Raw genomic sequence first — 26,752 nt, 5'->3', positions numbered from 1 at the left:
ACAGATTCATATTCTAGTCTTTGCAGTGCTTACTGAATACTATGCTGAGTCTACTATTTCTCCGTTGGAGTAGAAAGCTAGCGGCAACCCCCCTCTTCATTCATTCTCAAAGGTTTTGTCCTGTACTGAGGCTACGAACAAATCTGTTCTGAACTCCTCTCAATTTGCCCACTCTAGCGATAGCTTCCGCTGAGACTTTACACAGTCTTTCAAATAGAGATTAATCAACGTTTTGTACGGAATGCTGGTCTCTTCAGCTAACTTTTGGAAATAGTTAACGATTTCTGCTTCTAACTGAATTGTTTCTTGCTTCTGAAATTTTTCAGCGTACGGATTGGGAATAGACTTAGAGAAATCGTACTCTGTTCTCATCCTAGAAACCTCTGATATTGTTGCTTTTCTTGTTTATTAGCTTTTCTAGCGGAGATAATGCGAATGGTATCGTCACCATAACGGTATACATGACATACAACCAGAATCCTCAAAACGGTGCTGACACCCAGTAGCACATATCGCTCTTCTTCTTGTGAATGGTCAGGATCGTATAGCAAACGGGCATTAGTGTCCTCAAAGGCCGTCTTTGCTTCTTCAAATGATATACCGTGCTTTCGTTCATTTTGCCGTGCTTTTTGTCCATCCCATTCAAAAGAGAGTGTGCTCATATTTCTACAATTCTAGCAAGGGTTCTACCTATCGTCGTTTCCTTAGACAACTTGTAGCAATCAACTAATGTGGTGCCACTATGTCCCAATAGCCACGTTGGCCTGTTGCTCTCAGGTAGCAAGAAGCCTGCGTTAAGTTATAGGAATAAGGAAATAGTCAGTGTTTGTGATCGCGATACCCTAAAGATGACTGTTCGTCTGTTTGACTGCCGTTTATCTTTTGATTGTCTTCCTATGTCCGACGCTATTTCTGCAATCAACGATAGCGAAACCCTTATCAAAGCCTATCAGGCGGGTCAGCGTAATTTTACGAATCTCGATCTGGCCTCGGCTGAGCTGAGCGGGGCCTATCTACAAGGGGCCGATCTGAGCTACGCCGATCTGAGCGAAGCCAATCTCAGCGGGGCTCACTTGCGCGGCACTGACTTGAGCTATGCTCGCCTATCCGAGGCTAATTTAGCTCAGGCCGACTTACGCGGGGCGATGCTGCTGGGCACGGATCTACGAGGGGCTAACCTCCAAGACGCGCTGCTAGCCGCCGCCGATTATGACCCAGAAGAGACCCATTTCCCCACCGGGTTCGACCCTAAAGCCGCCAACATGCGCCCAGATCGACCTGCCTAGCTCGCCGCTAGCTCACCACTAGATCCGATAGAGGCCGCTTCATCTCCGTCGCTAATGCCTGCCGCTAATGCCTGTCTAGAGAAAGCTGCGGCGATACTCGCTCGCCTGCTGACCCCAAGATTTCTGCTGGCAACTCTATCTCAAGCAGCCTCAAAGCGTTTTGCAGCGCCTGATGGCAGGTCGGCACAAAATTCTGTTCAGGCAGCACGGCCTGTAGCTTGAATCGCCGCAGTCGCTCTTTGACCTGGCCTTCTGAGCCGACGATAAAGACTTTCCCCTGGTGGTGGCGCTGAGCGGCTCTGATTTCAGAATCAATGTTTAAAGAAGCCGTCACCCCCAGCAGCGGCACCTGACTAAAATCTAGAATCAAGGCGTCGTAGCGCTTGCTCATGTAGTGGGCGATGGTTCTAGCCGCGCCAAAGCTCATCGGGCCGCTCATTTGGATCAGCAAGATGCGATCGCCTGCTAGCCGAAGCAGTTGCTGCTCTGCTGGCGTCAAAATCACATTGGCATCTTCGTCGGGATGGGTAATCGCCCGCACCTGCTCAGATTGAATGCTGCTAAGTCGATGAATAGTTAGCATGTTGGCAACAAAAGCGCCCGCGACCACCGCCGTAATCAAATCGACAAAAACCGTCAAAAACAGCACACCATAGGTGACCAAGGCCGCTCGCATAGACACCTGAGCGACCCGCCATAGAAAGCCCCAGTCAATAATCTTGATCCCTACTTTGATTAAGATCCCAGCTAGCACGGCATGGGGAATCTGAGCAGTCACGCCGCCTGCCCACAGCACAATGCACAGCAGGACTAGGGCGTGAAACATTCCCGACAGCGGCGATCGCCCGCCAGCCTGCACGTTGATCACCGTCCGCATAGTTGCGCCTGCGCCCGGCAGTCCGCCAAACAGCCCAGACATCAGATTACCAATCCCCTGACCGATCAGCTCTTGCTCAGAATCGTGACGAGTATGGGTGATATTATCAGCGACCAAAGAGGTCAGCAGCGAGTCAATCGCACCTAAGATTGACAGCATCAGGCCATAGCCAACAATATCTTCAATCTGGCTGAGGCCCAGCTGAGGCCACTGCAAAGTGGGAAATCCCGATGGAATCTCTTCAATGCGAGGAATATCACTGTTAGGAAACACCAGAACCGCCAAGCTAGTGCAGACAATCAGCGCGACTAGTGGGGATGGCACAATGCGTCCTAGTTTGCCACGCCAGCCGAATACGATAACAAGGGTTAATAGCCCCAACCCGGTAGCGACAGGCTTGGGATTAGCTAAAGCCTCAGGTAGCTGCTGCAGCGCCGCCACCACGCCATCCGACGCTGGCTGTCCAACTAAGGGGGCAATCTGTAGCGCGATGATAATTGCCCCGATCCCAGACATAAAGCCAGAGATGACGGTATAGGGCATCAGGGTAATGAACTGTCCTAAACGCAATACCCCAAATAAAATTTGGAAGAGGCCACTGAGCATCACCGCCGTAAAAGCCATCGCCAAACCGCTTTCGGGGTTGGCCGCAATCAGCTTAGTAAAGACCGTCGCCATCACCACCGTCATTGGCCCGGTCGGACCCGTCACCTGGGAAGGCGTACCGCCAAACAGGGCCGCAAAAAAGCCAGTAAACACAGCGCCATAGAGCCCTGCGGTAGCCCCCGCGCCTGAAGACACACCGAAGGCCAATGCCAACGGCAATGCCACAATTGCGGCAGTCAGCCCCCCAAATAGATCCCCTCGCACATTGTTAAAAAGGTTGTCAAGCTGTAAACGACGGGCTAGTTGCACAAAAAACACCTCAACTAATCGTCCGCCACCAGCCTACAGGAACGATGAGTCAATACTCCGCTCGTTCGAGGCTGCGAAAGCGATTTTTTTGTTTTCACTTCTCATCAGACAAAACTAAGTCGGACCGGGTCTGTGCTACAAAGTACACTTTCACTCTGGTTAGCGCTGAGTTTCCTATAGATTTCTTTCCAATGCGTTTACGAAGTAGGCAACTGTTTACGAAATAGACGGCGACGAAGCAGGTAGCACCCGCTTTTCGATAACGCCATGCACGCCCCAATTCCCGTCTACTACCTGAGTCACGCCAAAGTCAACGGCTACTGACATCAGCGAAACTGCCTCATCTTCAGACAGGCCCTGCGTTGTCATTAAAAACTGACGCATTTTGCGAAAGGCATCGCGCATTGCCCCATCGACAGAAGAGTTTTCAAAGATAGCGGACTGAGCATTTTCTCCTAGTTCGGTGAGATAGTCGGCGTAGCTAAAGCCGTGAACCACATACTCGCTTTGCGTTTCTAACAGCGGGTAGTCCAATGCTTCAAGAACTGTTCCGCTCAAATCTGCTTGCTTATGAACAACAACTTTAATCAGGCCGGTTAGAGAAGTTTCTATGGCAGTTCCAGACAGCTCCGAATCGCCCTGCGCCGCATGGGGATCGCCTAGCGACAGCAGTCCACCTGCAACCGCAACCGGGTAATACACTGTCGCGCCCTTACCAATTCGCCAGTTGTCGATATTTCCGCCGAAGTAACTAGGTGGAATCGAATTGACTAGATCAGTGGCGTCAGGCGCTAAGCCGATCGTGCCAAAGTGAGTGCGAACCGGAATCCGCACGCCTTCTAGCACTTCAAAGTTTGGATCGATGGTGCTGTGATCGACTGGCACGCCAGGATAGTCGATCGTTTCATGAACAACGCCGTCGGGATCGGTTTGCGGCGTCCAGCGATAGCTATATAGCGCATCTGCCCAGTCTTCCTCGCTAGTCGTATCCATTTCATAGATAGTGATCACCTCACGCGGTTTGGGCTCTTCGATCAGATCTTGATAGTGATAGCCCCACCAGGCCGCTGCGTTACTGCCAAAGGTTTTGCCTTCATGTTCGGCGCTGCCACTAGGTCGAAGCGCCACATCCAAAATCTGTACTTCTAGGACATCTCCTGGCTCAGCGTCATTCACGTAGATAGGGCCAGTCAAAATATGAACGCCATAGCCTGCGCCTGCGCCGACTTCAGCATCCATTGGCCCAGCGCCGCGTCGATCCACGCCCTTAACCCCTGGGCTCCAGGCAAAAACACTTTCTGCGCCCGGATCGCCTATCACCATTCGCTCGGCGTCATCATTCGCGTGGTGGGTCAATGTCTCTACTGTCACCACATCACCAGAATTCACCGTTAGCTTAGGCGCTAGTGACTGGCTAAAGTAGCCCCAGTGAACTGTATCTGCATTGGCAGGCAGATAGTGCTTCTGAGGCGTTGCTGCGAATACTTTTCCATGACCAAAGAAACTGTAATCAAAAAGCAAACTGCTCAGACTCAATGCGATCGCAATCCCCAACCCTAATAGTCCATACACCCAGCGCCGCGACAGATTCCAGTTCATCAACCCACTCCCTACTCATCACAAAATAGCTGGAGCCATCGTAAGGGCGCATACTGGCGAACAATTGTATCGTTCTATACCGCGTGCTCAACACAGCAAAATCTATACCGCGTGCTCAGCACGACAAAAAACGTCATCTAGAAGGTTTTCCAATCAATGATCGAGAAAACGATAGTCAAGAAAATGAAAAGGCTCAACAAAGTTGCGTTGTGTCTGCGTTATATCAAAGTTATGTTGTATCAGGGTATTGCTCACGCTATAACCAGAATATAACTACAACAATTCCCTCGCCAGCTAAGGGTTGGCGAGGGAATCAGCTTTGTTGCTCAGCTAATCAGCGCCTATCCAATCCTAATCGAAGACTGACTGCTCAACCGATCCAAGACCACATCGACCATCCGTCTTTGCTCTTCAACCCGAAGCTCTGAAATGCGCTGTGCTAGCGGTTCGCTAGTTATATTGCGTAAGAAAGCAGGATTCTCTTCAATTTCTGCAAAGATGCGCTCTCGGCTAGGGAGTACTACAGGTCTTTTCAAGGGTTCTGAAGTAACAACTGTCTCTAGCGTTACCTCAGCGCCACCGGTCGCTAGGGGTAGGCTATAAGAAAACTGATCGTAGTCTCCTACTTCAGGAGGAACGTCTTCACCTTGAGGTAAGAAGGTGCCTCGCTGTTGGGCAGATAGCACCAGTGTCCTCTTCACTGAAGAGGACTTACCGCTTAAAGGATTAGTCGATGAGGTAATAGAAAGCCTGACATAGCCTCGAATCTCAGTGTTGCGAGCTGGAATCACCTTTTCTTCTCTGACATCTGGTAGCAGCAAAAATAAACCCGTATCTAGCGGCCCAAGATCAAAGCTATAGTTTCGCAAACAGGGCAGCCCTGAAGATGGGCTCAGTTCATCGTTTGTTCCGTCTACGTCCCAGAAAGCAACAATAGGGCTAGATCTAAAGTCAGGGGTCTGGGCTTTAAAGGAGAGTTGGATCTGTAGGGCGCTGAGGCTAGGGTTTGAAATGGTAAGGAAGTAACCTTGAATAACGGTGCGATTGGGTGCGTCCGGGGTATCGATAATTGGGCGTACCAATAGTTCATAGGTAGAAAGGTTGATAGTTTCAATCATGGAATTTTCTCTTATTTCATGTTTTTTAGGTGAGATTGAAGCTGTATGAGATTAATGAACTTGGACGCAGAACGCATATAGCGGTGTTACAGCATAGTGACCACAGCCGCTGTCAAATTCTTTACTATTTGCGTTGTGAACTGTCTCAGATTCTTAAGCCAGGAATTCACTCTCATATATTCACTCTCATACCTAAGTTAGACAAAACAAAGGGGAAAGGCAGTACCCACGTGGGTACTGTGACTAAAAGAGAGTATATACACACTGTTCTTTGCTTTGAGATGTGGTAGTCGGACTCGTCGTCAAAGTAGGAGTCAAAGTGGGAACGGTCAAGGCGATCGCGATGACGCAGCCGCTGTCTTATCAGAATTATTTGTTGAGCGTACGTTGCTTGCTGATACTATGCAAAGAGCAGACGCCCTTTAGAAAAGCCTATGGAGCCTTTTCGACTGTTGGCCTATGCACTCATCTCTAGCCCATCAGTTTTGATAGCCTCTCTTTCAAGCCTCCTGCCCTATGTCTGATACGCCCGACTCTACGCCCCCAGAGCAGGCACCAGATCCGTCTTCTCAGCGTCGTTCTCATCGCCTACGCAATACACTCTTGGCGATCGCGGGCGGGGTAGGCGTCATCACAGTCGTGGGCGGCGTTGTCTTTTATATCTGGGGTAATCGCATTGTGACGGCGCTGCTATTGCCGCGAGTGACTGCCGCTGTCGATGAAGCGATTGACCGTCCGACTGAGCTAGGCGATGTGGAAGGATTGACCTTTTGGGGGGTGCGCCTAGGTCGGTCTGTGATTCCGCCTACTGAAACCGACCAGTCTTCGATTACGGTAGACGAGATCGAGGTGAAAATTGGGCTGCGATCGCTGATCTTTCAACAAATTGCCAAGTCAGAAGTCGTGCTGGTACGACCCAACGTCTCGCTGGTGCAGGCAGAAGACGGTAGCTGGACTGACTTTGAGCTGCCGGAAGCCGACGAGACAGAATCACGCATCAAGTCAGAAATCCAGTCAATTAAGATTGAGGACGCTAGGGTTACGGCGGTTCCTTTTACCGATCCAGATGCGGCAGCAATCGTGCCACGTCAGGCACTTCAGGTTCAAGATACCGATGTTCTCATTGAGTTTTTTGGAGAGGGAGCCAGAGAGCTGACCTTTGACGCAGCTGGCGAGATAGAGTCTGGTGAGCTTGAAACTGGCACGCTTGAAACTGGCAGATTCGAGTTGAACGGCGAAGGCAATCTCGACACGCAGGCGTTCAAAGCAGCGGTGCAAATTGACGATATCCCTGTCACAGGCGTCAATATCTTTTTGCCTGAGTCGCTGGGTTTAGTCTCAGGCGCTCTAGACGGTAATCTGACGCTAGCTACGGCTTTGGTAGAGGGCGGTCTAGACGAAGACATTACCGACATCAGAGGAGTGGCTTCTTTGCAAAACGGAGAACTGCGAACCAGTCAGCTAGCTGCGCCCGTCGAGGATATCCGTTCTCAGCTTGTTTTCAGAGGCCAGAGCGTCACGGTAGAAGACACTGGCTTAGAGCTAGACGATGTGGTTTTAAGTGCGTCAGGCGATGTGGATTGGACAGAAGGCTATGATCTGAGCGCCCAGATTCCAGCGATTTCTTTGGCCAAGATGCAGGCGCTAGGCGGCTTCGATCTACCAGTTGTAGCAGAAGGCGCGTTTGGGCTAGAGGTTCAAGTCACTGGAGAGCTAGATCAGCCTCAAGCGCAGGGGCGGCTGGCTAGCTTGAGCCCTGTGCAGATTGACCGCCTAGGCTTACAGTCGGCGACGGCTGACTTTGCGGTGACGCGATCGCAATTCGATCTCAACCAGCTGCGGCTATTGCCTCAAGTCGGTGGACTCGTCGTTGCTAGCGGCCAGCTCGATCTATCAGACCTAGACGATCTGACCTTTGACCTAGAGGCCGCAGCCAGCGATTTGCCTGCCGATACCGTAGCCCAGATCTATGACGTTCAGGTACCAGACAATCTTACCATCGGCGATCTTAGCGCCGACATTCAGTCCAGCGGCAGTCTAGACTCCCCGGTTGCCACTGCTCAATTTCAGCTATCGGCATCCGACTTTCCAGGAACGGGAGAACTAGTGCTAGCCAACAATACGCTGACGCTAGACAACGCCCAGCTGCAGGTTAGTGGCGGCACACTGAGCGCTGCTGCCGTGCTCGATTTGGACACTCTGATCTTTGAGCTAGATGCCCAAGCCACGAGTATTGCAACAGACGCGCTAGCTCAGACCTATGGCATCGCCGTACCAGAAGACATTGTAATCGGCAATCTCAGCGCCGATATCAACGCGGCAGGAGAGCTGCGATCGCCCACCGCCTTTGCCAGATTTCAGCTTTCAGAATCCGACTTTCCAGGCACCGGAGAAATTGCCTTTGATAACAACGTTCTGACGCTAGACAATACGCAGCTACAGGTCGCCGACGGTACGCTGAATGCCACCGCACTGCTGGACATAGACAGTCGCAATTTCCAGGCCGATATCGCCACGCGGCGCATTCCAATCCAACAATTTACTAATCAAGCAGAAGGTCTGCTGAGCGCGGATATTGCGGCCTCTGGTAATCTAGACGCGCTCGATGCTGACAGTATTCAAGTATCTGGAGAAGCTGCGATCGCCAACGCCCAAGTTCAGCTTACTGCCACTAGCGAGCCGCTACTAGAGCGCGGCGACTGGACCACCGCCTTCGCGCTACAGGGCAATACCCTCGCCATCGATTACTTCAACGCGCCTGGCGTCTACGCAGACGGCACCATTGGCCTAGATCTCGATCGGTCTAATCCTATCGGCGATCTCAACCTATCTGTTGCACTTGAGTCAGTCGATCTTCAGCCGCTCAATAGCTTTATCCCGGCCACAGCCAGTGACTACGCCCGAGTCGATGGATTTGCCAGCTTTGAAGGTCAGGTTCTAGGCACGCTCTTTGATCCGCAGGTCATCGGCGACGCTCGGCTAAATAACTTTGCGGTCAACGAGCTGTTGTTTGAACCGATCAGCGGCCCGGTAGCATTCTCTCTTTCAGAAGGTGGCCGAGTAGATTTGCGAGGAACAGAAGATCGACTTCAGCTAGCGCTAGGCGGCTCGTCTGAGGAAGCTTTGCTCGATCGGCCTCTCGCTTTTGAAGTGCGGAACTTGGGATTTGTCGCTGAAGGATCGGGAGAGAACAGCCAGTTTCAGGCCAGCGTACTGCAGCTACCGCTCGAACTGTTGGACATTCGACCAGCGGTGCAATACGGCTTTGGCACAGTGACGGGTCGTTTAGATGCCAATCTAGAAGCCGATCTGACTAACTTGGACAACCCGATTGTCTCTGGTGAGCTAGCGATCGCAGACCCCACACTTTCCCCAGTTGACGCTGACCAGCTTACCGCTAGCTTCACCTATGCGAACAATACCGCCACCGTAGAGCGAGGCGAGCTTCTCCTCGACGACAGCCGATATCTGCTCACGGGTAGCGCTGCTCTTCCTAGCACCAGCCGAGACGACATCGCCTACGAAGGGGTGCTGACCGTTGCCGAAGGCCGAATTGAAGATCTCGTACCTGTTATTGAAGCAATTGACTTTAGCGCCTTCGGGCTAGCCGTACCTACCGAGCCGCTAGGGTCGGCGGCTGACGTTGCTACATCGCCTGTCGGCTTACCAGAAGGTAGCTTTCTAGAAAAGCTGGAAAGTTTTGTTGCTTTCCTAGAAGAGAATCCCCCCGAAGAAGATGAACCGGGCGATTTGGTGCTGGCCGATTTGGATCAGCTCACTGGCGAATTTACAGGCGCGATCGAAGTTGCCGGCAGAACCTCCGCGCCATCCGAGCTAATGGCTGATTTTGATATTCAAGGGAGCAACTGGGAATTAGGTCAGTATACAGAAGAGAACAATTTCTCAGTTAGCGGCGAGATTCAGCAGGGTAGTGTTGATATTGTTGCAGACGTTAACGCTCAAGAAACTCAGCTGGATTTAACAGCTAGCGGTAATCTTGATCAGCTAGATGGACGCCTAGTCGCAGAGAATATTCCAGTAGAGTTAGTAGAGCTAGTTTATCCTCTGCCAGCAGAGGTGACAGGTGATCTAGATACCGTGACGACCTTTGGCGGCAGCCTTTCCAATCCGGCGGTGGCCAGTCGGTTGCTGGTTACCGAAGTGCAGGTCAATGGCTATGACATTGAACGAATAGGGGCTACCCTCGACTATCGCAATGCGCTCTTGACTTTAGAGAGTGAGATTGCCGTTTTGCCCGTGGGCAGCCGAAGAGTAGATGGCCAAACAGAAGTTCAGAGGGAAGACCAGAGGGAGGGAGAGGCTGCGATCGCATCAGTCAGCCCACTTTTGAGCGGGTTTGGCAGCAACCCCATCACTATAGAAGGCAGTGTCCCCTACGCTTTCTCGTTCATGGACGTCACTCCGCCTACTCAGCAGATCGCTCTAAACGCTGTTGTTCCTGGCGAAAACTTTGCCCTAGTAAATGCAGCCACAGACGATCGAATCCGCTGGGAAGGCGGCGACGGTGAGATTGTTGTACAGATCGGCGGCACTATGGCTCAACCGCTCGTAGCCGGAGAAGCTACCCTCAGAGACGGTGTAATTGTCAGTGAACTCATAGGCGATCCAGTCACCAATATCGACGGCGATGTTCTGTTTAATCTTGAACGGGTCAACATTCAGCAGTTCCAGGCACAGATCAACAACGGACGCATCGTCGCAGAAGGAACCCTGCCGCTGCTGCTATCGGGGCAGTCAATTCTCTCTTCGCCAGCACCAGTCCTAACGCGGCCTTGGCAAGCTGCTCAGATAGATCCTCAGCTAAATCCATCGTTAAAACAACTACAACCTGCAAGTATCAACGGTTCGGATACTGATGGCATTCTAGTTTCCGTAGAGGACTTGCCCATTGACTACGAAGATATCTTGCAGGCTGATTTTCAAGGAGAGATCTTGATTTCAGATGCGGTGTTAGCACCGACTATCAGCGGTGGCCTAGAAGTGAACAACGGAGCCGTCCAAGCCAATCAGCTGCTGAGACGGGCAGGCGGATCTAGTCTGCCTACAGAAGATGAACTAGAAGAGATCAATCCCTATCGAGCTGAGTACTTTGACATTGACCCTTTAGAAATTCAAGCCGAAGAAGAAACAGCAGGATTCTTAGACAACATTGTTGTTCAAGACTTTGCTTTAGCTTTTGGCGATCGCCTATCGATCATTGGTCAACCCTTCTACAGAATTACCGCCGACGGCACACTTAACATCAACGGCACGCTCAATGACCTCCGGCCCAACGGTGTAATCGAACTTAGATCTGGTCAGATCAACCTCTTCTCTACCCGGTTTCGTTTAGACAGAAACGCAGCCAACACAGCAACCTTCACCCCCGAGAGTGGGCTCGATCCGTTCCTTGATGTCGTCATGCTCGCTAGGGCTCAAGAAACCGATATCACCAACACGCCTGTTGTGGCCGGTGGATTTCTTAGCGCCGATATTGAAGAAACGCCCGTTGAAACCACAGGCAGCGTTCAATACGTCAGAGTCAGAGCCGAAGCTATTGGCCCAGCTAGCGAGATTAGCGACAACCTAGTGCTTACTAGCGATCCGCCTCGCAGACAAGGAGAGCTATTAGCCTTATTAGGCAGTGATGTCTTCACCGACTTGTCTTCCGCATCGTATCTTCAGGTAGCCGAATTTGTGGGTGGTGGTAGTCTAGCGACCTTTGGTGATAGGGTAGCCGACGCGGTTGGCTTGCAGTCTTTTAGAGTCTTTCCTACCACCGATACAGGAGAAGACAGCACCGCTAGTATTGGTATTGGCATAGAAGCTACCGCCAGTATTGGTGAACGGTTCAACATTGACTTCTTGCAAGTTCTCAACAGTAGCGATCGGCCACAGCTAGGTGTGCAGTATGAGTTTACAGACAATCTGCGAATCAGAGGCGCGTCCAATCTAGAAATAGAAGATACTGATTTTGAGCTGGAATACAGAATTAGATTCTAAATCTGGAATGCGATTAGACTATTGAGATATCATATCGTTCGCTTTCGGTAAGTTTTCATGACTACACAGCAGCTACTAGAACGTATAACTACTCGCGATACGGTGCTGGATGGCAAACCTAGCATTAGAGAACACAATCTGTCCGTTGAAACCGTTCTAGGACAGCTAGCAGATGGAGAAACTTACGAAAGCCTCTTAGCCCGGTATGATTGGCTAGAACTAGAAGACATCCAAGCCTGCTTACTCTATGCCAAACGCTTGGTTCAAAGTTCGCCACCCGAGCCCTCATGGGAAGATTTAGCGGCTGCTATTCCTAGCATAGTAGAGAAAGCACCCTACATTCAGCTACTTGTTTTGTTTGGGTCTAGAGCTAGGGGAGCGGCTAGCCGTAATAGCGATTGGGACTTCGCTTTTCTCTGCGATGAAGAGCAGCGCAGACAATATGAGAGCGGTGGCTTGAGCTTCTTACGTATACGGGGCATTCTTCAAAGTATCTATCATCTAAAAGACGAACAGATCGATGTGATAGAGATGAAGGACTGCTCAGATCTGCTAGCTCACTACATTGCTAAAGAAGGGAAAATACTGTACGAGCAATCTCCCGGTATATTCGATACATTCAAGCAGAAGAAACTTAAAACTAATGAAGAGCTGGCGAAAGACAGTCAGAGATTGCAAGCAGAAACACGTCAGATAATTGCAAAATTAAAACGAGCGTAAGCGTATGACGTTCGATCAGAATTCAGTTCGTTCGCGAATTAGACTAATCGCTGGCTATCTCTTAGAAATGGATCTTCTTAGAAGCATGGAGCTTGAAGAGATCTTAGACGACGTTTTCAAGTATCGAGCCGCAGAAAGACTTCAGGAGCTAATTATCCAAGCTTCGATAGATACTAACCGCTATATACTAACTGGGCTATACGATAAGAGAACTAAAACAAACGCGGACGTTTTCATCGATGCTGAAAAAGTTGGTATCCTACCGCTGGATTTGGCTGAGAGGTTAGCAAAAGCTAGCGGGCTTAGAAACTTCCTGGCTCACCAGTATGAAAAGATTAATCCTCTTATAGTGGTTGAAAGTATTGAGTCTATCTGCGTTGACTTTCAGCTTTACTTGGTCTGCATAGAGAACTATGTGAACTCTCTATAGCTTTACGAGAATGCTACTTGTAGAGTTTTATCGCTGCTTTCAAATCTGTGACAAAGCGATCGCGCACCTCATCTGGCCCCACAATCACACAGTCCGCCCCATATCGCCGAATCTCGCGAAAAAACCAAAAAGTGCTGTGAATCCGCCTTACCACTCGCCTTATCTGCTGCTCCGGTAGCCATTCGCTCACCAGATCCGCCCCAGTCTTAGAGCGATAGCCCAGCGCCAGCCGATTCAATAGATGAAACTCCACGTCAATAGAATCTAGTCCAGGCTGCCATGTGCCTTCGATTGGAGAGATTACCGCTTCATCAGGAATGCGATCTAGCCGCAGTGTCCAGTTGTGTTTTAGCGCCTCAATGTCTTGATTGCCTTCTGTTCTATTGCACCAGCAGTCTAGATACTGGCGGTCTTCGTGACGCTCTATAGTGGCAAACCGCACGCTAAAGCTCCAAATGCGATCAGCCGCGTCTTGGTAGGCCAGTTGAAAAGGGCATTCACACCGAATAAAGTCATCTATTTGCATCCGCCAAGGCAATCCGGGCTCGTCTACCCAACCCTGAATTTCCTGCCGTAGCGGTCGGCTCAGCTCGCTACGTTCTAATAGCAGGTCAGCTAAGACTAGGGCTTCAGAAAAGTAGCCTTCGTCTTTGAGTAGATTGAAAGCGTGGTTGAGCGTGTCAATGCGATCGCGCCCCCAGTCATGATTGGTTGCTATGCGAAGCTTTCCTTTTGCGATCGCTTTGATAAGTTTTGAAACATTAGCATTCTCCCCCCAAGTCTGACCAAAATCCAGCGCCAGCCGCTCTAGCTGCGCCTTTTCCTGCTCCGAAATCGAGAGCGTAATCGAAGATCGTCTGCGAACCATAGCCGCTTCCCAAAAATGCACGTACACTTTATCAGCGCACTGGCTTGATCAATTCTATTTTCTCAGCCATTATGAACCCATGCAACAAAGCACGTACACTTAGTCACTTCATCTAGCCAAACTCAACCAAGCTAAGTCAGTAGAAATAGTGGGGTCTTATGTTTGCATGACGCCTTATTTCAGCTCAAGGAATTTGAGCGATCGCATTAGTAACAATGCAAGGAGACTTTCAAAATGACTATGTTGGACAATTCAAGAACGTTTGAGTATCGATGGGCTATTAGGTCTGACGCTGAAGGTTCCTCATCGCAAAGGGAGCCATAGCACTGGCATGTTTTCTATTCAGCTCAAGTCTGTTTATTCTTGCCCAGCCGAAGGCGTTCCTGCTGATATCCAACTACCCGATGGCTGGAGGCTAGCATGGCATCAATTTGAGACGCTAAAAGCGTTACGCGATCCTGAGATAGATGTCGTTTTCAATACGGCTATGACTGGAGATGGCAAAAGTCTTGCCGCCTACCTAGATACTTTACAAAGAGACTGCTATGCAATCGGGCTCTATCCTACCAATGCCCTAGCGCGTGATCAAGAAACTCAGGTAAAAGACTATATTGCCAAGTTTCAGCCAGTGCGTGATCCTCGGGTCAATCGGCTCAGCGGCGCAGATCTGGAAATCTACGCTGAGAATGAGGGTTTGCGAAAAGGGAGTGCGATCTCCTCTAGTGCAGGCAACTCTGAAGTATTGATCACGAATCCTGATATCTTTCACTATTTGCACAGGGGCGCGTATATCACTGATAAAGACACGCCAGACAAGCTTTGGAACCGAATCGACAAAGAGTTTGATCTGTTTATCTTTGATGAATTTCATGTTTTTGCACCGCCCCAGGTGGCCAGTGTCCTCAACACGATGTTGCTGATTCGAGTGACCAACCGATGCAAGAAATTTCTGTTTTTATCGGCAACTCCAAGAGAATCACTCTTGAAGCGATTAGATATAGCTGGGTTCAAATGTCGAGTAATCGATCCAATTGACGAAGGGAAGTATCAGTTTCCAGAAACTGAGGCAGAGACAGATGAACTAGAAGCGCGTCACTGGCGACAGGTCGCCTATCCGATCGCTTTAAACTTTGTGCCGATGGAGCCTGCTGCTCAAGCCTCTGAAACCTGGCTGAAAGAGAATCAAGCACTCATCCTGAATTTACTAGTAGATTATCCTGGTAGCAAAGGAGCGATCATTCTCAATTCAATCGCAGCCGTAAAACGCTTGACACCTATTTTGAGAACGTTGTTGGCTGAACATGGCCTGACAGTTCGAGAAAATACAGGTCTCTCTGGTCAGCAGGAAAAAACAGAATCGCTTACCGCCGACCTCGTAATTGGGACAAGTACGATTGATGTAGGAGTAGATTTTAAGATCAATTTTCTCGTTTTTGAGTCGTCAGACGCTGGAAACTTTGTGCAGCGGTTAGGGCGGCTCGGTCGGCATGATGGCTACGAGAAGAACGGAAAGAAAGTGAAGTTCGATGGATTTAGAACTTATGCTCTAGTGCCGAACTTTTTTGTAGAGCGGCTGTTTGCTGGTGATGATGTCGCGTTGAGGGATGGGGAGGAGTGCGATCGCATTCATTTCCAAACTTTAATCCGCGAAAAATATCGTCAGATCAACGACTTCGAGGGCTACTACAAACGCTGGGGTGCAGTGCAATCATGCAAATTACTATATGATCTGAAAAGTCCTTATATTCAACAGCAATACGCAGGATCTTTACAGCGCTTTCAGGCTAGCTGCGAGAAAGTATTTGATACCAGCATGAGAACCGTAGCTGGACGTATTAGAGGGTGGGCAAATGATCAAAAGCTTTTAGGTGAAAAAGACAATCCTATTGCTAAAGAGGCTACTAGCTTTCGAGGATCTAGCCCTTTGCTGTGCGGCCTATACGACTTGACCGAAGCGAACGAAGCCGACCGCTTCAAAACTTACGCACTCCCCGGCGTGCTTAGTAATTTGAACGTTGAAATGTGGAGTAAAAAGGGCTTTTTAGAAACCCTTAAGGCAACTGCCGAGCGTACAGGTCAACCCATTGCTAAAGGTCGCTTCGAGTATTGCTTGGGCTTTATGCGATTGCGAGGCTACCGAGAAGAACGGCTGAACTGGAAGTTCACATTTGCTGGCAACCTTCAACCCTACGCTGATGCCTGGAAAGTGCAAGTACTGACAAAGCTCCAGATTTGGCAGCCAGACAATCCCTGGACAAGGGAAATCAACCGCCGATTGAAACAGCAAGCACTAGTCTGCTATGTACTTCGCAAACCTACTCAGGAAGTACGCCTCAGGCTACAGCTACCGATGCACTTCCAGATATATCCCATCAGCGACTCGTACAGCATTCACGATGCCAATGCTCCCTACTCAGTGGCATTTGGCCAGTCCGCCTTGATGATTGACACCCTTGCCCACCGCTTCAAGAGCGACGGAGGTGAAATATGGGTCGCATAGTTTCAATCCCTAAGAGGGTTTTGGGTACGGCTGATAAAAAATGGCGTGAGCCTGCAAGACCAGCGTCGGAAATTTCAATCCCTGAGAGGGTTTGATTGGGAAGCTATCAGACTTGCCTTTACTAACCGCTTTGTATCTATAAGCATATCAAAAAACATCGATTTTTTATATGGTCTTCCGACGCTACGAAAAATTACGTGCTATAACCTTGGGCAGGTGGCGTAAGGCTTCAAGTTCAGAGACGGAGATTCGCAGTGCCGATCAGGCTACAGCATCGCTGAGCCAAGTATCCTGCACAAGCGTTGAACCAACTCTACTAGTCAAAACCACCTTTCGGAAAACGTTACCGAGAGGTCATAGATGGACACGTATCATCAGCTCACCCTTTTCAATCTAGATAGCTATTCATCTGAGTCATCGCGATCAGGTGAAGACTCTAATTCTGGAGCCGAAAAGTTTTCTAAGGAGGTAAATTTCAAACAGCTTGAACTCGACTTCTCGCCAAAGTTGCCTCAGCTCAAATACCGCTTTTTTGAGCGGTTGAGTCGAGCGGCCTAGGGCATTAGGGGGCTAGCGATTAATTTCAAAGGCCCCCTAATAAAACGATATTGCTATCAGGTTTCAATGCAATCGATTGAAGGCATTGGAACAAAGCTATGGATTACTTAGCGCTATGAACGAACAAAAGCTTTTAGAACGGATCGTTGCTGATACTAACCTTTTTGGAGGTAAGCCTACCATTCGAAGGCTTGACCTAACTGTTGAGGGTGTCCTAGGAAGACTAGCATGTGGAGAAACTTATGAAACGCTATCAGAACGATATACCCGGCTAGAACCTGAAGATATTCAGGCTTGTCTGCTTTACGCTCAACAATTGGTTAGCCAGGTGAGAACAGATCTGACGTCCGATGCTCTAGCAGACGCTGTTCCTCAAATCTTGAAGAAAGCACCTTATATAAGGCTGTTGATCCTGTTTGGCTCTAGAGCTAGAGGTGATGCGGATCAAAGTAGTGATTGGGACTTTGCTGTTTTGTGCGACGAAAAGAAATATAAACAGTATCGAAAAGAAGGATGGAGCTTACTACATGCTTGGGAAATTATTCAAACAGTTTATGACCTCAAAGATGATGAGATAGATGTGATTGATCTGAAGGAATGCTCAGATTTACTAGCACATACTGTCGTGCGAGAGGGAAAACTGCTGCATGAAGAAGAGCCAGGACTGTTTGACAGCTTTCGACAGCAGCATTTGATCCGCGCTGAAAAATTGAAAGATATTAGACAACAGAATAGAGAAAAGATTATGCAAACACTTCAGAGCATGAAGGATGAAAGCGTTCGATCCTGATGTGGTGAGTAGAAAACTGTCGTACATCAACGAACGACATCTGGCAAATTTCGGAACGTGCTGGCCCATCTGTATGACGAACTCCTACCAGAAAAGGTGATTGAGGCTTTGGGATTAGCCTTGCAGTACTATCCCGACTATCTCTACGCTATTCAATCGTATTTAGATTCCATACAAAATGAGCCATGTTGAACGAACCTGATACTGAAACGCTTGACTTTTTAGATGGTGACCTGGGGCTTGATAACAGCAACTCAGCAACCGGGTCAATCGACGACACCAATCAACCTGAGCCAGAGCTGCTTACTCTAAAGCTGCTCCGAGAAGCGATCCAAACGCAAAATCTCAGCGATCCGGTAATGCAGGACTTCGCCGAGATTGTTCTACCTAATCTACTGACCTACACGGTTGGCGTCACTGCCAAAGGAGGAAAGTTCTTCGCAGAATATCTAGATAGAGTTGTCAACCCCGGTCGCATAGCCGCTGGCAAGAAGCCCCTTCGTCGTGATAATGCTGCTGACCAATCGCTCAATACGCATTTACTCAATGGGCTTTTTCCTGCCAACTTAATTGAGCGACGACTCTCACGGCTGAACACTAATGTCAAAAGACTCGTAAAAGAACAAGAGCGGCGGCTGCTAGTCTCTGGGTTTATCTTGCATGACTTTGAAAAGTTTGACTATGCGCTGATTCCAGGCATGGCCGAAGACTACCTAGCCATCCGACGCGACCCGGCGCAGGATATTCGTAAGCAGTCGATCGAGGCGCATCGTGAAATTGTCACTACGCTAGTGAACGTTCTAGCGTTAGACAAATTCATCTGCCCCCAGCAGCCGAGTGAGTGGCAGCAGTACCTAGATGATTTGTTGTTTATTGCCTACAACGCTCAGCGGCGTAATGATACTAATCTGAATTTGTCAGAGGATGGGCTGAATCCGGTTTTGCGCGATCGCACCCTAAGCTGCTTAAGCGATCTCACCTGCTTAGCCGATCGGTTAGCTTCCATAATCAAGCATCCACAGGACGCCGAAGCCTACGGCCTTCACGAGATTATCCACAAGCTAAGCGACGGTCAACTCAAGTTTACGTATCATGCAATTTCTGAAAACCGAGGAGTGCTCACCAACGTCGTAAACAACGCGCTGATGGATGCTCACGCAAGTCTTAACACCCTAGTAGAAGAACACTACTTTCCGTTGCTTTATTTGCCGACAGGCGTCATATATCTAGCAGATCGAGTCGCCCCTACGATCAATCCGGCTACGCTACCAGATAGAGTCGTAGCCAGTATCAAAAGTCTCTGTGCTAGTCAATTGCGCCTGCGACAAACCGGATTTAGCCGCGATGGAAAGGGAATGAAATATGCCGACTACTACAGTTTGTTCTTTGACACGCCAGATCTGATGCGTGTCGCCCTAGATGCTACTCGCCGTATTCTCAATCCGATAAAAGGATCTGTCGCCAGTAAACGCAGTGAAAACCTAGTTGCTTTCCAGCAAAAACAGGTTCTCTCAGCCGACTACGACTTTAAATTTAGCGATGATATCCGTATCGATCAGCTAGCTGAGTTTGGCGATCTAATCTGTCGAAAAATTTGGGGCGAGCAAGTTAGCCAGATAGAAAAAATTATTAAAGAACGAGCTAAAGCAAGAAAAAAACAAAAGGATCTATCAGAGCTCCCTGCTATTCAAACAGATGCTCTACCAGCTAGTCTTATTAGCAAAATAGCTGAACACTGGCAGCTATCTAAGCACTTGTCTCAAATCCGGGAAATTCAACACATCAACGAAACGCTAAAGTCTTTAAAACTGAAAGGCAATACGGGTGGTGTTCCGTACGAGTGGTATTTTCTAGCCGCAAAGTTCTTAGAAAATAATCCTGGGATTGAAGATTTGCGTCAGACATGTGAAGAGATGATCGCGTACGTTACTGAACTAACGCAGCCAGTTTCTGATCAGTACGAAATCTCTGACGGTTGGGACGATGTGCGGCTCTGGGTGAGTCAGGTAGCTATGCTACCAGGTCGATCTACCTCCCTATCCGAACAAGCCGATACGTTCTTAAAAGAACTGTCCTATTATAAGGCGGCTAAAAAGTCGGGCAGAGGGCGACAGATGATTTGCTCTATTTCTCACTCGCCCTATTCTGTGGGCGAACAGATGGAGTCAGCCGTACTGTTTACCCCTCAGGTTTATACCAATAAACAACACTTAGGCGGCTCTAATGCCAAACGTAATATCTCTAGCATTGCGGGGATTGAAATGATGCTTCGGCAAATCTTGATGAACCAAACTCAGGCTGTGGGTAAGCGGTTTGAAGATGGCAAATATCGCTATCTCTACTTTTACCCAACTTACTACTTCACCCCAGAGACAAATACTTTTTTACACAAAGCATACAGCGACATCGCTCAAACTCGCTTTGATACCAGCATCCGTAATCACTTTGTCAGTAAGTCGTTGGAGGCCGATTTTAGCCGATCACGCTATCAAACAGTTGACACTTTTTTGATGGACGAAGATTTGCAACAACGTAAACAATTGCCAGCAGACGACCCTGATTTCAAGCGGGATAGAACATTTAAACTAACCTATCCTGACGATAAACCGCTGACTTTTTATTTCATGGCCCTGCCGCCAGGGCGAGATAGCACCGACACCGAGTCATGGGTAATGCCTAGCTGGTTAGCCCTTGCTTTTCCAATGATTTTAGATGTCAAAACTGTTGTCTCAGAGTCTCCTATCCCTCCGTTTACCGATGGAGCCGAATTTGAGGAAAGTGTCTTTCTCGATAGCGCTCCCCAGGCTTTTCGCAGCCTGGTTGGGCAAGATCGATTTCGACTAGACGCTATTCTAGAGGGCTGGACAGATGACAGCGGCCTAAAGCGAACCGCACCGCTCAATACCCTGACCGCCGCCTACGCCATTCATATGGACGTTAACACTAGACAGGGTAAAAAGGGCTATGACGCCAACTGGGGGAAACTGACAGAGCTAGCCAAAGATATTGAAACTAGCCCACTCTATGTTTTCTCATCTCTGGCGAAGTGGAGTCGGGGGCAAAAAGCAGATGCACCTAGCCCTCAGAAAATCAGACTGTATGCCCATCACTTTTATCCCTGCTTCGACCCCTATGCCACCTATGATTTTAGTCAGGAGACTTGGAATTTGAACACACAATCTGCACTGAACCATCCTAAAAAGCTTACTGATCTATACCGGGCATTTTACCGAGCGAAAAAGCCCTATAACGCCAAAGCAAACGCCGTCTTAAAGCCAATCGATATTGCCTCTGAAACCATTCTCAAAGCAGAATCTAGTATGTTCCATGACGATGCTTTGGTTGCGGTTGTCGCCGCAGAAGTTTTCAAGCTGATGGATCGAGTGCGTAACTCAACGGCGGAAGGACGTGGGATAGTTCGCGATCGCGAAAAAGAAAGGCAGCTAGTTCTCGACTTTGCCAGGTACTTTGTTGTAGATGTTTTTCAGGAGGCGTTTGCGGGCGATCGCGCTCGTTTGGCCGGTCGTCAAATCAATTTGATTCGAGACACTTGCGAGTTTCTATACCGCCTAGAGCAGGACAGGGAAAATCAGGAACGTAGGGCGGAAAACGAAGCTAACGCCAACTAGGCGAAATACGCTTCAGCCTAACAAAATCAAACGAATTCATATTATTCAAGGAAATTGACAATGACTTTGCTCAAGACGCTCGATTCCAAATTTTTTCACACTGAGATTCCTTACAAGCCGATGGGCAAATATGCTCATTTCATTACGGTAAGAGTCACAGAATCTTATCCGCTCTTTCAAACCGATGGAGAGTTAAACAAAGCCAGAGTAAGAGCGGGTGTAGAAGATAACAGCACCCTTAGTCGGCTAACCATGTTCAAGCGTAAGCAGTCAACCCCAGAGCGATTAGTCGGACGCGAACTGCTGCGTACCTATGGCTTTGTCAAACCAGAAGAGTGTGAATACAATGTGGCCTTTGGCATGAATAACCCCGACTGCATTATCTATGGGTTTGCAATCGGCGATTCAGGCTCCGAAAAATCCAAAGTCGTCGTTGATACGGCCTTCTCTATCACTGCTTTTGACCAGTCGCATGAGACTTTTACGCTCAATGCCCCTTATGAAAGCGGCACCATGTCTTCAAAAGGTGAAAATGGATCAAAGCCGGGGGAAGTCACCAGTCGCATCAATCAACAAGATCACATTCGCCCCCAAGTTTTCTTCCCCAGTATTGTCACGCTAAAAGATCCAACAGAGGCTAGCTTTCTCTACGTCTTTAACAACATTTTGAGAACTCGTCACTACGGCGCTCAAACCACGCGTACAGGGCGGGTTCGCAATGAGCTGATTGGGGTTGTATTTGCCGATGGGGAGATTGTTAGCAACCTGCGCTGGACGCAAGCCATTTTCGATACGATGAAGGCGAACGACACGCTTAAGACGCCCGATCCTCTCGACGAAAATGAAGTGTTTCAGGCCGCTAAGCTAGCGATTCAATCTCTAATGAATGACGAATTTATTGTGCATACCGACTTCATTGGCGAAGACTGTCAGCCATTACTAGCCGAGATAAAAGCGCTAACAGCGACAGAAGCAGGCATTCGCGCCATTCTTCAACAGGCAGACGATGAAACCAAAGCCTATGCAGATAAGCACATTGGCAAGAAAAAAACTGCGGCTGCGAGGTCATAATCCATGACTCATATCTATCGCTGCACATTAGAACTACATGATAATCTCTACTACGCGACTAGAGAAATTGGGCGGCTTTATGAAACAGAACCCGTACTGCATAACTATGCCCTCTGTTATGCGTTGGGGCTAGTCGATAGCGATCGCTATGCCACCACAGTCGCAAATGAACAGGCTTATCGCTACTTTTGCAAAGAACAAGTTCCTTTATATGAGGCTCATCTAACACCACTTAACCAGCAGGGTATCTACATTACGCCAGCTAGAGCAGTTCGTCATGCGTCTGTTCTCAGTACCTGGAAGTATGCAGACAACCGCTATCACGTGGAGATGCAGAAGACCCAAAAGAATATTCCTAGCTTTGGTCGGGCGAAAGAGATTGCGCCGGAAAGTCTGTTCGAGTTCTTTGCGATCGCCCGTCAGCCTTTAACCTTTCCTCGTTGGATTCGGTTGGGAAAGTGGATGAGCAAAGCCGAGCTAACTGTCGAAGAGCTGCTTCAGCCTCAGCGCAATTCGGCGAGTGAGTTTACCTTTCCTTATCTACTCAATCCGCTAGATGTGATGTTCAGCAATCGAGTTTTGAGCTACGACACCATCAACATGCCGCCAGTTAGCCTTATTCGCAACGTGCGGATAGAAGGAGAATATTATTCTTTTCCAGGGCTAAAAGAGCCTCTGAAGCTACCGATTCAGATGACTTATTGTTTCAGCAATTAAACGCTTTTCAGCCATGCCCCACAGTCTTGTTCTCAACTTACTGCCCCAATCTCCAATCCCGCCTGGTTTTACGGCTGGGAGGCATTTGCATGCGCTATTTTTGAGCCTGGTAAGTTCGGTAGATGCGGAGGCGAGCGATCGCCTTCACGCAAACCAAGCCAATAAAGCCTTTACTCTCAGCCCGCTGCAAAAAGAGCATTCTCTTAACCGACCAATTATTAAAAAGGGCGCTAAGTCCAGCCTGCCGCCGCTTTGTTGGAACTACTCTGGCTCAATTGCTCCAGGCACGCCCTGCTGGTGGCGCATTTCTCTACTAGACGATCGCCTGTTTGGTCATCTCAGTCAGCTTTGGCTCAATCTCAATCCGCAGCAGCCTTGGCACCTAGGGCCAGCTAACTTACACATTACTAGCGTACTAGGGACGCCGCAGAGCACTCAGCCCTGGGCGAACTTTTGCAACTATGCTCAGCTCTACGAGCAAGCCTCTGATAAAAATCGTAAGCTGACGCTGCAGTTCTATACGCCTACTGCCTTTCGCCAAGGTAAGTACGATTCATCGTTGCCCACGTCCGAGAAAGTCTTTGGCAGTTTGCTACGTCGCTGGAATCATTTTAGCGATAGTCCATTTTCCAAAGAGATTTTGAGCGTTGTTCAAGATAGCCATTTCAATATTCGCACTGAGGTGGCAGTTGATCCGCGTAGCCAGTTTCAGCATACGGGTGCCAAGGCCGACCCGCGCAATAGCTTTACGGGTAGCGTCGGGAGAATAACTTTCAAGATTTTAGGCAAGGTTGATTCTGCAACAGTTCAACAGCTTAATACGCTGGCGGATTTTGCCTTGTACGCAGGGGTGGGGCGAAAGACACCGATGGGTATGGGCATGGCTAGAAGGATGAATGATGAGCGATGAATGATGAAGTAAAACGAGTTAAAGAGGTTAACCATGTGCCGATCGCGGCGCTCAATCAGTATGCGTTTTGTCCGCATCGCTGCTGGCGGATGTTTTGCGCGGGTGAGTTTGTGGATAATCAGTACACGCTAGAGGGGACGCGGCTGCATGAGCGGGTGCATACGCTGGGCAGTAGTCAGCGGGAAGAGATTTGGCAGGTAAGAGCGATCTGGCTGAAGAGCGATTGCTATGGCCTGATTGGTAAGTCGGATTTGGTTGAAAGGCAAGATGGGCGGCTGTGTCCGGTGGAATATAAGCGAGGGCAGAAAGGAGAGTTTGGTAATGATGCGCTGCAGGTGTGTGCTCAGGCACTTTGTCTAGAAGATATGACGGGGCAGGTGGTGGCGGAGGGTTTTGTTTATTACGCGAATTCTCATCAGCGGCAGCGGGTGAAGATGACAGCGGCGCTGCGGGCAGAGGCGATCGCAACTATCGAAACGGTCAGGTCGCTGATTCAGACGGGCGCGATGCCGCTGCCTGTTTACCAGAAACGCTGCCAGGGCTGTAGTCTGCGGGGGCACTGCCTGCCGATGGCGGCGAAGAAGCTAAAAAAATATCAGGAGGCAGTCTGAATGAACAGAATAACGAACATATTAAATAAGAGAGAAAGTGATGGGAACTGTTTACATCTCGACGGATGATGCCTTTATTGGCAAGACGGATGAGCGGCTGCGGGTGAGGGCGCAAAAAGAGACGTTGTTAGATGTGCCAATGATCAAGGTTGATGGCGTGGTCGTGCTGGGGCGAGCGACGGTTTCACCGGCAGCTTTGATGGAGTTGCTAGAGCGAAAGATCCCGCTGAGCTTTATGACGGGGACGGGGCGGTATTTGGGGCGGCTGGAGCCGGAGCTGAATAAGAATATTTTTGTGCGAGCGGCGCAGTGGCAGGCGGCGGGCGATAGCGATCAGGCGGTGCATGTGGTGAAGGGGTTTGTACGCGGCAAGCTGAAGAACTATCGCAATCTGTTGCTGCGGGCTGAAAGAGACGGGAAGGCGGCGGTGAAGGCGGGTATTGTTCGGCTTGAGCAAGCAATTACACCGATTGAGAAAACGACTACGATTGGCGCTTTGAGAGGGCTAGAAGGGGCGGGCAGTGCGGCCTATTTTGCTCATTTTAATCAGCTCATTCGCAATGATGATTTTTCGTTTACGACTCGTCGCCGTCGGCCTCCGACCGATCCGGTGAATGCGCTGCTTAGCTTTGGCTATGCGCTACTGGCGCACGATGTACAGGGGGCTGTGAATGTGGTGGGGTTTGATCCTTATCTGGGCTATTTGCATACTCAGCGCTATGGTCGGCCTTCGCTGGCACTAGATCTGATGGAGGAGTTTCGTCCGCTGGTGGTGGATGCGATGGTGCTTTCGGCCATTAATCGGAAAGTGTTGAGTCAGGCGGATTTTGCTAGTGAGCCGCTCAGTCATGCTGTGTCGCTAACTGATGAAGGGCGGCGGAAGTTTTTGCGGCTGTATGAGCAAAAGAAACAGTCGAAGTTTAAGCATCCGGTGATGGGGCGGCAGTGTATGTATCAGGAGGCGTTTGAAATTCAAGCTCGGCTGCTGGCTAAGTATTTGATGGCTGAGATCGATCAGTATCCGCCGCTGGTTTTGAAGTAATGGATGATTGTTGTTTTAGATATTTTTGGTGACGTTCGGTAGGTTTTTTATGCATGTTGTGATCACCTACGATATTTCAGAAGATAAGCGTCGTACCAAGATTCATAAGATATTGAAGTCTTATGGCCAGTGGATGCAGTTTAGTGTGTTTGAGTGCGCTTTGACGAAGACGGAGTATGTGCGGCTGCGCGATCGCCTCAATAAGCTAATCCGAGCAGAGGAAGACAGTATTCGATTTTATTTCCTATGCGAGTGCTGTCAGCACAAGGTAGAGCGGATTGGCGGCGAGGCTGTCAGAGATAATACCGTTTTCTTTGCGTAGGGGTTTGATAGGTTGTTTGATTGGATGAGAGTGAGGAACACGCCTGAATCGGTGCTATTCATCCCTAGGAGGGTTTTGAAGTCGTTTCGACCTTGATGAATTGATGCTCTATATCATTGCTGTAGTTTCAATCCCTAAGAGGGTTTTGAGGTCGTTTCGACGACTAATGACGCAACGGGTAATCCTTACTGGACAGTTTCAATCCCTAAGAGGGTTTTGAGGTCGTTTCGACCAGGGAATCATCTACCAGGGCGCTCACACCGCCCTCAGTTTCAATCCCTAAGAGGGTTTTGAGGTCGTTTCGACCTGATACCTTGTGCCGTGCAACAGCATGAGTGGTTAGGTTTCAATCCCTAAGAGGGTTTTGAGGTCGTTTCGACACCTACCGCCCAAGTCCTGAAAATGAGAATATCTGTTTCAATCCCTAAGAGGGTTTTGAGGTCGTTTCGACGAAAAGACATTTTATCCCTACCAAGCGTCAGATAGGTTTCAATCCCTAAGAGGGTTTTGAGGTCGTTTCGACCTTACTGATGAATCGTTTTGGTAAGGAGCAAGCGTTTCAATCCCTAAGAGGGTTTTGAGGTCGTTTCGACAAAACCGATGACAACTCAAAGCATGCCTAAGTCTGTTTCAATCCCTAAGAGGGTTTTGAGGTCGTTTCGACATACAGCCGTCCGGCACCGTTGAGATATCGACTGTTTCAATCCCTAAGAGGGTTTTGAGGTCGTTTCGACTTTTCTTCAGCATCGGTTAGTTGCACCATACGGATGTTTCAATCCCTAAGAG

20 protein-coding genes and 1 CRISPR repeat array are annotated in these 26,752 nt (G+C 49.2%); of the genes, 14 read left to right on the top strand and 6 right to left on the bottom strand.

From position 1 onward, the window contains the following. Window positions 1-159: 159 nt before the first annotated feature. Together IQ256_RS21040 and IQ256_RS21035 are read right to left on the bottom strand one after the other, a co-directional pair. Window positions 160-372 carry an antitoxin gene (locus IQ256_RS21040; protein WP_193857629.1) on the bottom strand — a complete coding sequence of 71 codons (213 nt, stop codon included), beginning with the start codon at window positions 370-372 and terminating at the stop codon, window positions 160-162. Further along, window positions 369-662, bottom strand: a complete 294-nt coding sequence (locus IQ256_RS21035) for a BrnT family toxin (protein ID WP_193857627.1) — start codon at window positions 660-662, stop codon at window positions 369-371. Before IQ256_RS21035 ends, IQ256_RS21040 begins: the two co-directional genes overlap by 4 nt. 234 nt (window positions 663-896) lie before the next feature. Between IQ256_RS21035 and IQ256_RS21030 the strand changes: the two genes are divergently transcribed. After that, the gene (locus IQ256_RS21030) at window positions 897-1,286 is read left to right on the top strand and encodes a pentapeptide repeat-containing protein (protein ID WP_193857625.1); all 390 of its coding nucleotides are present in this window, start codon (window positions 897-899) and stop codon (window positions 1,284-1,286) included. A 64-nt stretch (window positions 1,287-1,350) separates the two neighbouring features. On the opposite strand, the gene IQ256_RS21025 is transcribed toward IQ256_RS21030, so the two are convergent. The 3 genes from IQ256_RS21025 to IQ256_RS21015 form a co-directional block, all read right to left on the bottom strand. Beyond that, window positions 1,351-3,078 carry a SulP family inorganic anion transporter gene (locus IQ256_RS21025; protein WP_370623513.1) on the bottom strand — a complete coding sequence of 576 codons (1,728 nt, stop codon included), beginning with the start codon at window positions 3,076-3,078 and terminating at the stop codon, window positions 1,351-1,353. Window positions 3,079-3,294: 216 nt separating this feature from the next. Further along, window positions 3,295-4,677 (bottom strand): acetamidase/formamidase family protein, encoded by a 1,383-nt coding sequence (locus IQ256_RS21020; RefSeq protein ID WP_193857623.1) that lies wholly within the window; start codon window positions 4,675-4,677, stop codon window positions 3,295-3,297. Window positions 4,678-5,018: 341 nt separating this feature from the next. Beyond that, window positions 5,019-5,795, bottom strand: a complete 777-nt coding sequence (locus tag IQ256_RS21015) for a hypothetical protein (protein ID WP_193857621.1) — start codon at window positions 5,793-5,795, stop codon at window positions 5,019-5,021. Window positions 5,796-6,311: 516 nt separating this feature from the next. Between IQ256_RS21015 and IQ256_RS21010 the strand changes: the two genes are divergently transcribed. The 3 genes from IQ256_RS21010 to IQ256_RS21000 are packed head-to-tail and all read left to right on the top strand — an operon-like array spanning window position 6,312 to window position 12,948. Beyond that, window positions 6,312-11,798, top strand: coding sequence for a translocation/assembly module TamB domain-containing protein (locus tag IQ256_RS21010; protein ID WP_193857619.1), 5,487 nt, complete (start codon window positions 6,312-6,314; stop codon window positions 11,796-11,798). A 57-nt stretch (window positions 11,799-11,855) separates the two neighbouring features. Beyond that, window positions 11,856-12,518: a DUF433 domain-containing protein gene (locus tag IQ256_RS21005; RefSeq protein WP_193857610.1), complete on the top strand. Its 663-nt coding sequence runs from the start codon at window positions 11,856-11,858 to the stop codon at window positions 12,516-12,518. A 4-nt stretch (window positions 12,519-12,522) separates the two neighbouring features. Next, on the top strand, window positions 12,523-12,948 hold the full coding sequence (locus IQ256_RS21000; RefSeq protein ID WP_193857608.1) for a DUF86 domain-containing protein: 426 nt from the start codon (window positions 12,523-12,525) through the stop codon (window positions 12,946-12,948). 13 nt (window positions 12,949-12,961) lie between these two features. Here IQ256_RS21000 and IQ256_RS20995 read toward each other — a convergent pair whose 3' ends face one another. Next, window positions 12,962-13,816, bottom strand: a complete 855-nt coding sequence (locus IQ256_RS20995) for a WYL domain-containing protein (RefSeq protein WP_193857606.1) — start codon at window positions 13,814-13,816, stop codon at window positions 12,962-12,964. Window positions 13,817-14,078: 262 nt separating this feature from the next. On the opposite strand from IQ256_RS20995, the gene cas3 reads away from it, so the two are divergent. The 10 genes from cas3 (at window position 14,079) to cas2 (ending at window position 25,966) form a co-directional block, all read left to right on the top strand. Then, window positions 14,079-16,316, top strand: a complete 2,238-nt coding sequence (gene cas3, locus IQ256_RS20990) for a type I-D CRISPR-associated helicase Cas3' (RefSeq protein ID WP_228025129.1) — start codon at window positions 14,079-14,081, stop codon at window positions 16,314-16,316. 360 nt (window positions 16,317-16,676) lie between these two features. Continuing rightward, window positions 16,677-16,874, top strand: coding sequence for a hypothetical protein (locus IQ256_RS20985; protein WP_193857604.1), 198 nt, complete (start codon window positions 16,677-16,679; stop codon window positions 16,872-16,874). A gap of 115 nt (window positions 16,875-16,989) precedes the next feature. Further along, entirely contained in the window at window positions 16,990-17,664 is a 675-nt protein-coding gene (locus IQ256_RS20980) for a DUF433 domain-containing protein (protein WP_193857602.1), read from the top strand. A 185-nt stretch (window positions 17,665-17,849) separates the two neighbouring features. Further along, window positions 17,850-21,293 carry a type I-D CRISPR-associated protein Cas10d/Csc3 gene (cas10d, locus tag IQ256_RS20975; protein ID WP_193857600.1) on the top strand — a complete coding sequence of 1,148 codons (3,444 nt, stop codon included), beginning with the start codon at window positions 17,850-17,852 and terminating at the stop codon, window positions 21,291-21,293. A gap of 60 nt (window positions 21,294-21,353) precedes the next feature. Then, window positions 21,354-22,364, top strand: a complete 1,011-nt coding sequence (gene cas7d, locus IQ256_RS20970; RefSeq protein ID WP_193857598.1) for a type I-D CRISPR-associated protein Cas7/Csc2 — start codon at window positions 21,354-21,356, stop codon at window positions 22,362-22,364. A 3-nt stretch (window positions 22,365-22,367) separates the two neighbouring features. Beyond that, window positions 22,368-23,081 carry a type I-D CRISPR-associated protein Cas5/Csc1 gene (gene cas5d / locus IQ256_RS20965; RefSeq protein WP_193857596.1) on the top strand — a complete coding sequence of 238 codons (714 nt, stop codon included), beginning with the start codon at window positions 22,368-22,370 and terminating at the stop codon, window positions 23,079-23,081. A gap of 13 nt (window positions 23,082-23,094) precedes the next feature. Beyond that, window positions 23,095-23,991: a CRISPR-associated endoribonuclease Cas6 gene (gene cas6, locus IQ256_RS20960; protein ID WP_193857594.1), complete on the top strand. Its 897-nt coding sequence runs from the start codon at window positions 23,095-23,097 to the stop codon at window positions 23,989-23,991. Next, on the top strand, window positions 23,988-24,602 hold the full coding sequence (cas4, locus tag IQ256_RS20955; RefSeq protein WP_193857593.1) for a CRISPR-associated protein Cas4: 615 nt from the start codon (window positions 23,988-23,990) through the stop codon (window positions 24,600-24,602). Before cas6 ends, cas4 begins: the two co-directional genes overlap by 4 nt. Before the next feature lie 40 nt (window positions 24,603-24,642). Further along, window positions 24,643-25,644, top strand: a complete 1,002-nt coding sequence (gene cas1d / locus IQ256_RS20950) for a type I-D CRISPR-associated endonuclease Cas1d (protein WP_193857590.1) — start codon at window positions 24,643-24,645, stop codon at window positions 25,642-25,644. Window positions 25,645-25,693: 49 nt separating this feature from the next. Next, window positions 25,694-25,966: a CRISPR-associated endonuclease Cas2 gene (gene cas2, locus IQ256_RS20945; RefSeq protein ID WP_193857588.1), complete on the top strand. Its 273-nt coding sequence runs from the start codon at window positions 25,694-25,696 to the stop codon at window positions 25,964-25,966. A 54-nt stretch (window positions 25,967-26,020) separates the two neighbouring features. Further along, window positions 26,021-26,700: a CRISPR direct-repeat array (repeat unit 37 nt; unit sequence GTTTCAATCCCTAAGAGGGTTTTGAGGTCGTTTCGAC). Window positions 26,701-26,752: the final 52 nt, after the last annotated feature.

Source organism: cf. Phormidesmis sp. LEGE 11477 (assembly GCF_015207105.1).
In the GTDB taxonomy this organism is placed as follows: domain Bacteria; phylum Cyanobacteriota; class Cyanobacteriia; order Phormidesmidales; family Phormidesmidaceae; genus Phormidesmis.
This window is presented reverse-complemented; position numbering and strand designations above follow the sequence as displayed.

What these genes read in the sequence shown, in the direction of transcription:
- IQ256_RS21040 (WP_193857629.1), bottom strand. Translation starts at nt 372, where the DNA reads ATGAGAACAGAGTACGATTTCTCTAAGTCTATTCCCAATCCGTACGCT.
- IQ256_RS21035 (WP_193857627.1), bottom strand. Translation starts at nt 662, where the DNA reads ATGAGCACACTCTCTTTTGAATGGGATGGACAAAAAGCACGGCAAAAT.
- IQ256_RS21030 (WP_193857625.1), top strand. Translation starts at nt 897, where the DNA reads ATGTCCGACGCTATTTCTGCAATCAACGATAGCGAAACCCTTATCAAA.
- IQ256_RS21020 (WP_193857623.1), bottom strand. Translation starts at nt 4,677, where the DNA reads ATGAACTGGAATCTGTCGCGGCGCTGGGTGTATGGACTATTAGGGTTG.
- IQ256_RS21015 (WP_193857621.1), bottom strand. Translation starts at nt 5,795, where the DNA reads ATGATTGAAACTATCAACCTTTCTACCTATGAACTATTGGTACGCCCA.
- IQ256_RS21010 (WP_193857619.1), top strand. Translation starts at nt 6,312, where the DNA reads ATGTCTGATACGCCCGACTCTACGCCCCCAGAGCAGGCACCAGATCCG.
- IQ256_RS21005 (WP_193857610.1), top strand. Translation starts at nt 11,856, where the DNA reads ATGACTACACAGCAGCTACTAGAACGTATAACTACTCGCGATACGGTG.
- IQ256_RS21000 (WP_193857608.1), top strand. Translation starts at nt 12,523, where the DNA reads ATGACGTTCGATCAGAATTCAGTTCGTTCGCGAATTAGACTAATCGCT.
- IQ256_RS20995 (WP_193857606.1), bottom strand. Translation starts at nt 13,816, where the DNA reads ATGGTTCGCAGACGATCTTCGATTACGCTCTCGATTTCGGAGCAGGAA.
- IQ256_RS20985 (WP_193857604.1), top strand. Translation starts at nt 16,677, where the DNA reads ATGGACACGTATCATCAGCTCACCCTTTTCAATCTAGATAGCTATTCA.
- IQ256_RS20980 (WP_193857602.1), top strand. Translation starts at nt 16,990, where the DNA reads ATGAACGAACAAAAGCTTTTAGAACGGATCGTTGCTGATACTAACCTT.
- cas10d (WP_193857600.1), top strand. Translation starts at nt 17,850, where the DNA reads ATGTTGAACGAACCTGATACTGAAACGCTTGACTTTTTAGATGGTGAC.
- cas7d (WP_193857598.1), top strand. Translation starts at nt 21,354, where the DNA reads ATGACTTTGCTCAAGACGCTCGATTCCAAATTTTTTCACACTGAGATT.
- cas5d (WP_193857596.1), top strand. Translation starts at nt 22,368, where the DNA reads ATGACTCATATCTATCGCTGCACATTAGAACTACATGATAATCTCTAC.
- cas6 (WP_193857594.1), top strand. Translation starts at nt 23,095, where the DNA reads ATGCCCCACAGTCTTGTTCTCAACTTACTGCCCCAATCTCCAATCCCG.
- cas4 (WP_193857593.1), top strand. Translation starts at nt 23,988, where the DNA reads ATGAATGATGAAGTAAAACGAGTTAAAGAGGTTAACCATGTGCCGATC.
- cas1d (WP_193857590.1), top strand. Translation starts at nt 24,643, where the DNA reads ATGGGAACTGTTTACATCTCGACGGATGATGCCTTTATTGGCAAGACG.
- cas2 (WP_193857588.1), top strand. Translation starts at nt 25,694, where the DNA reads ATGCATGTTGTGATCACCTACGATATTTCAGAAGATAAGCGTCGTACC.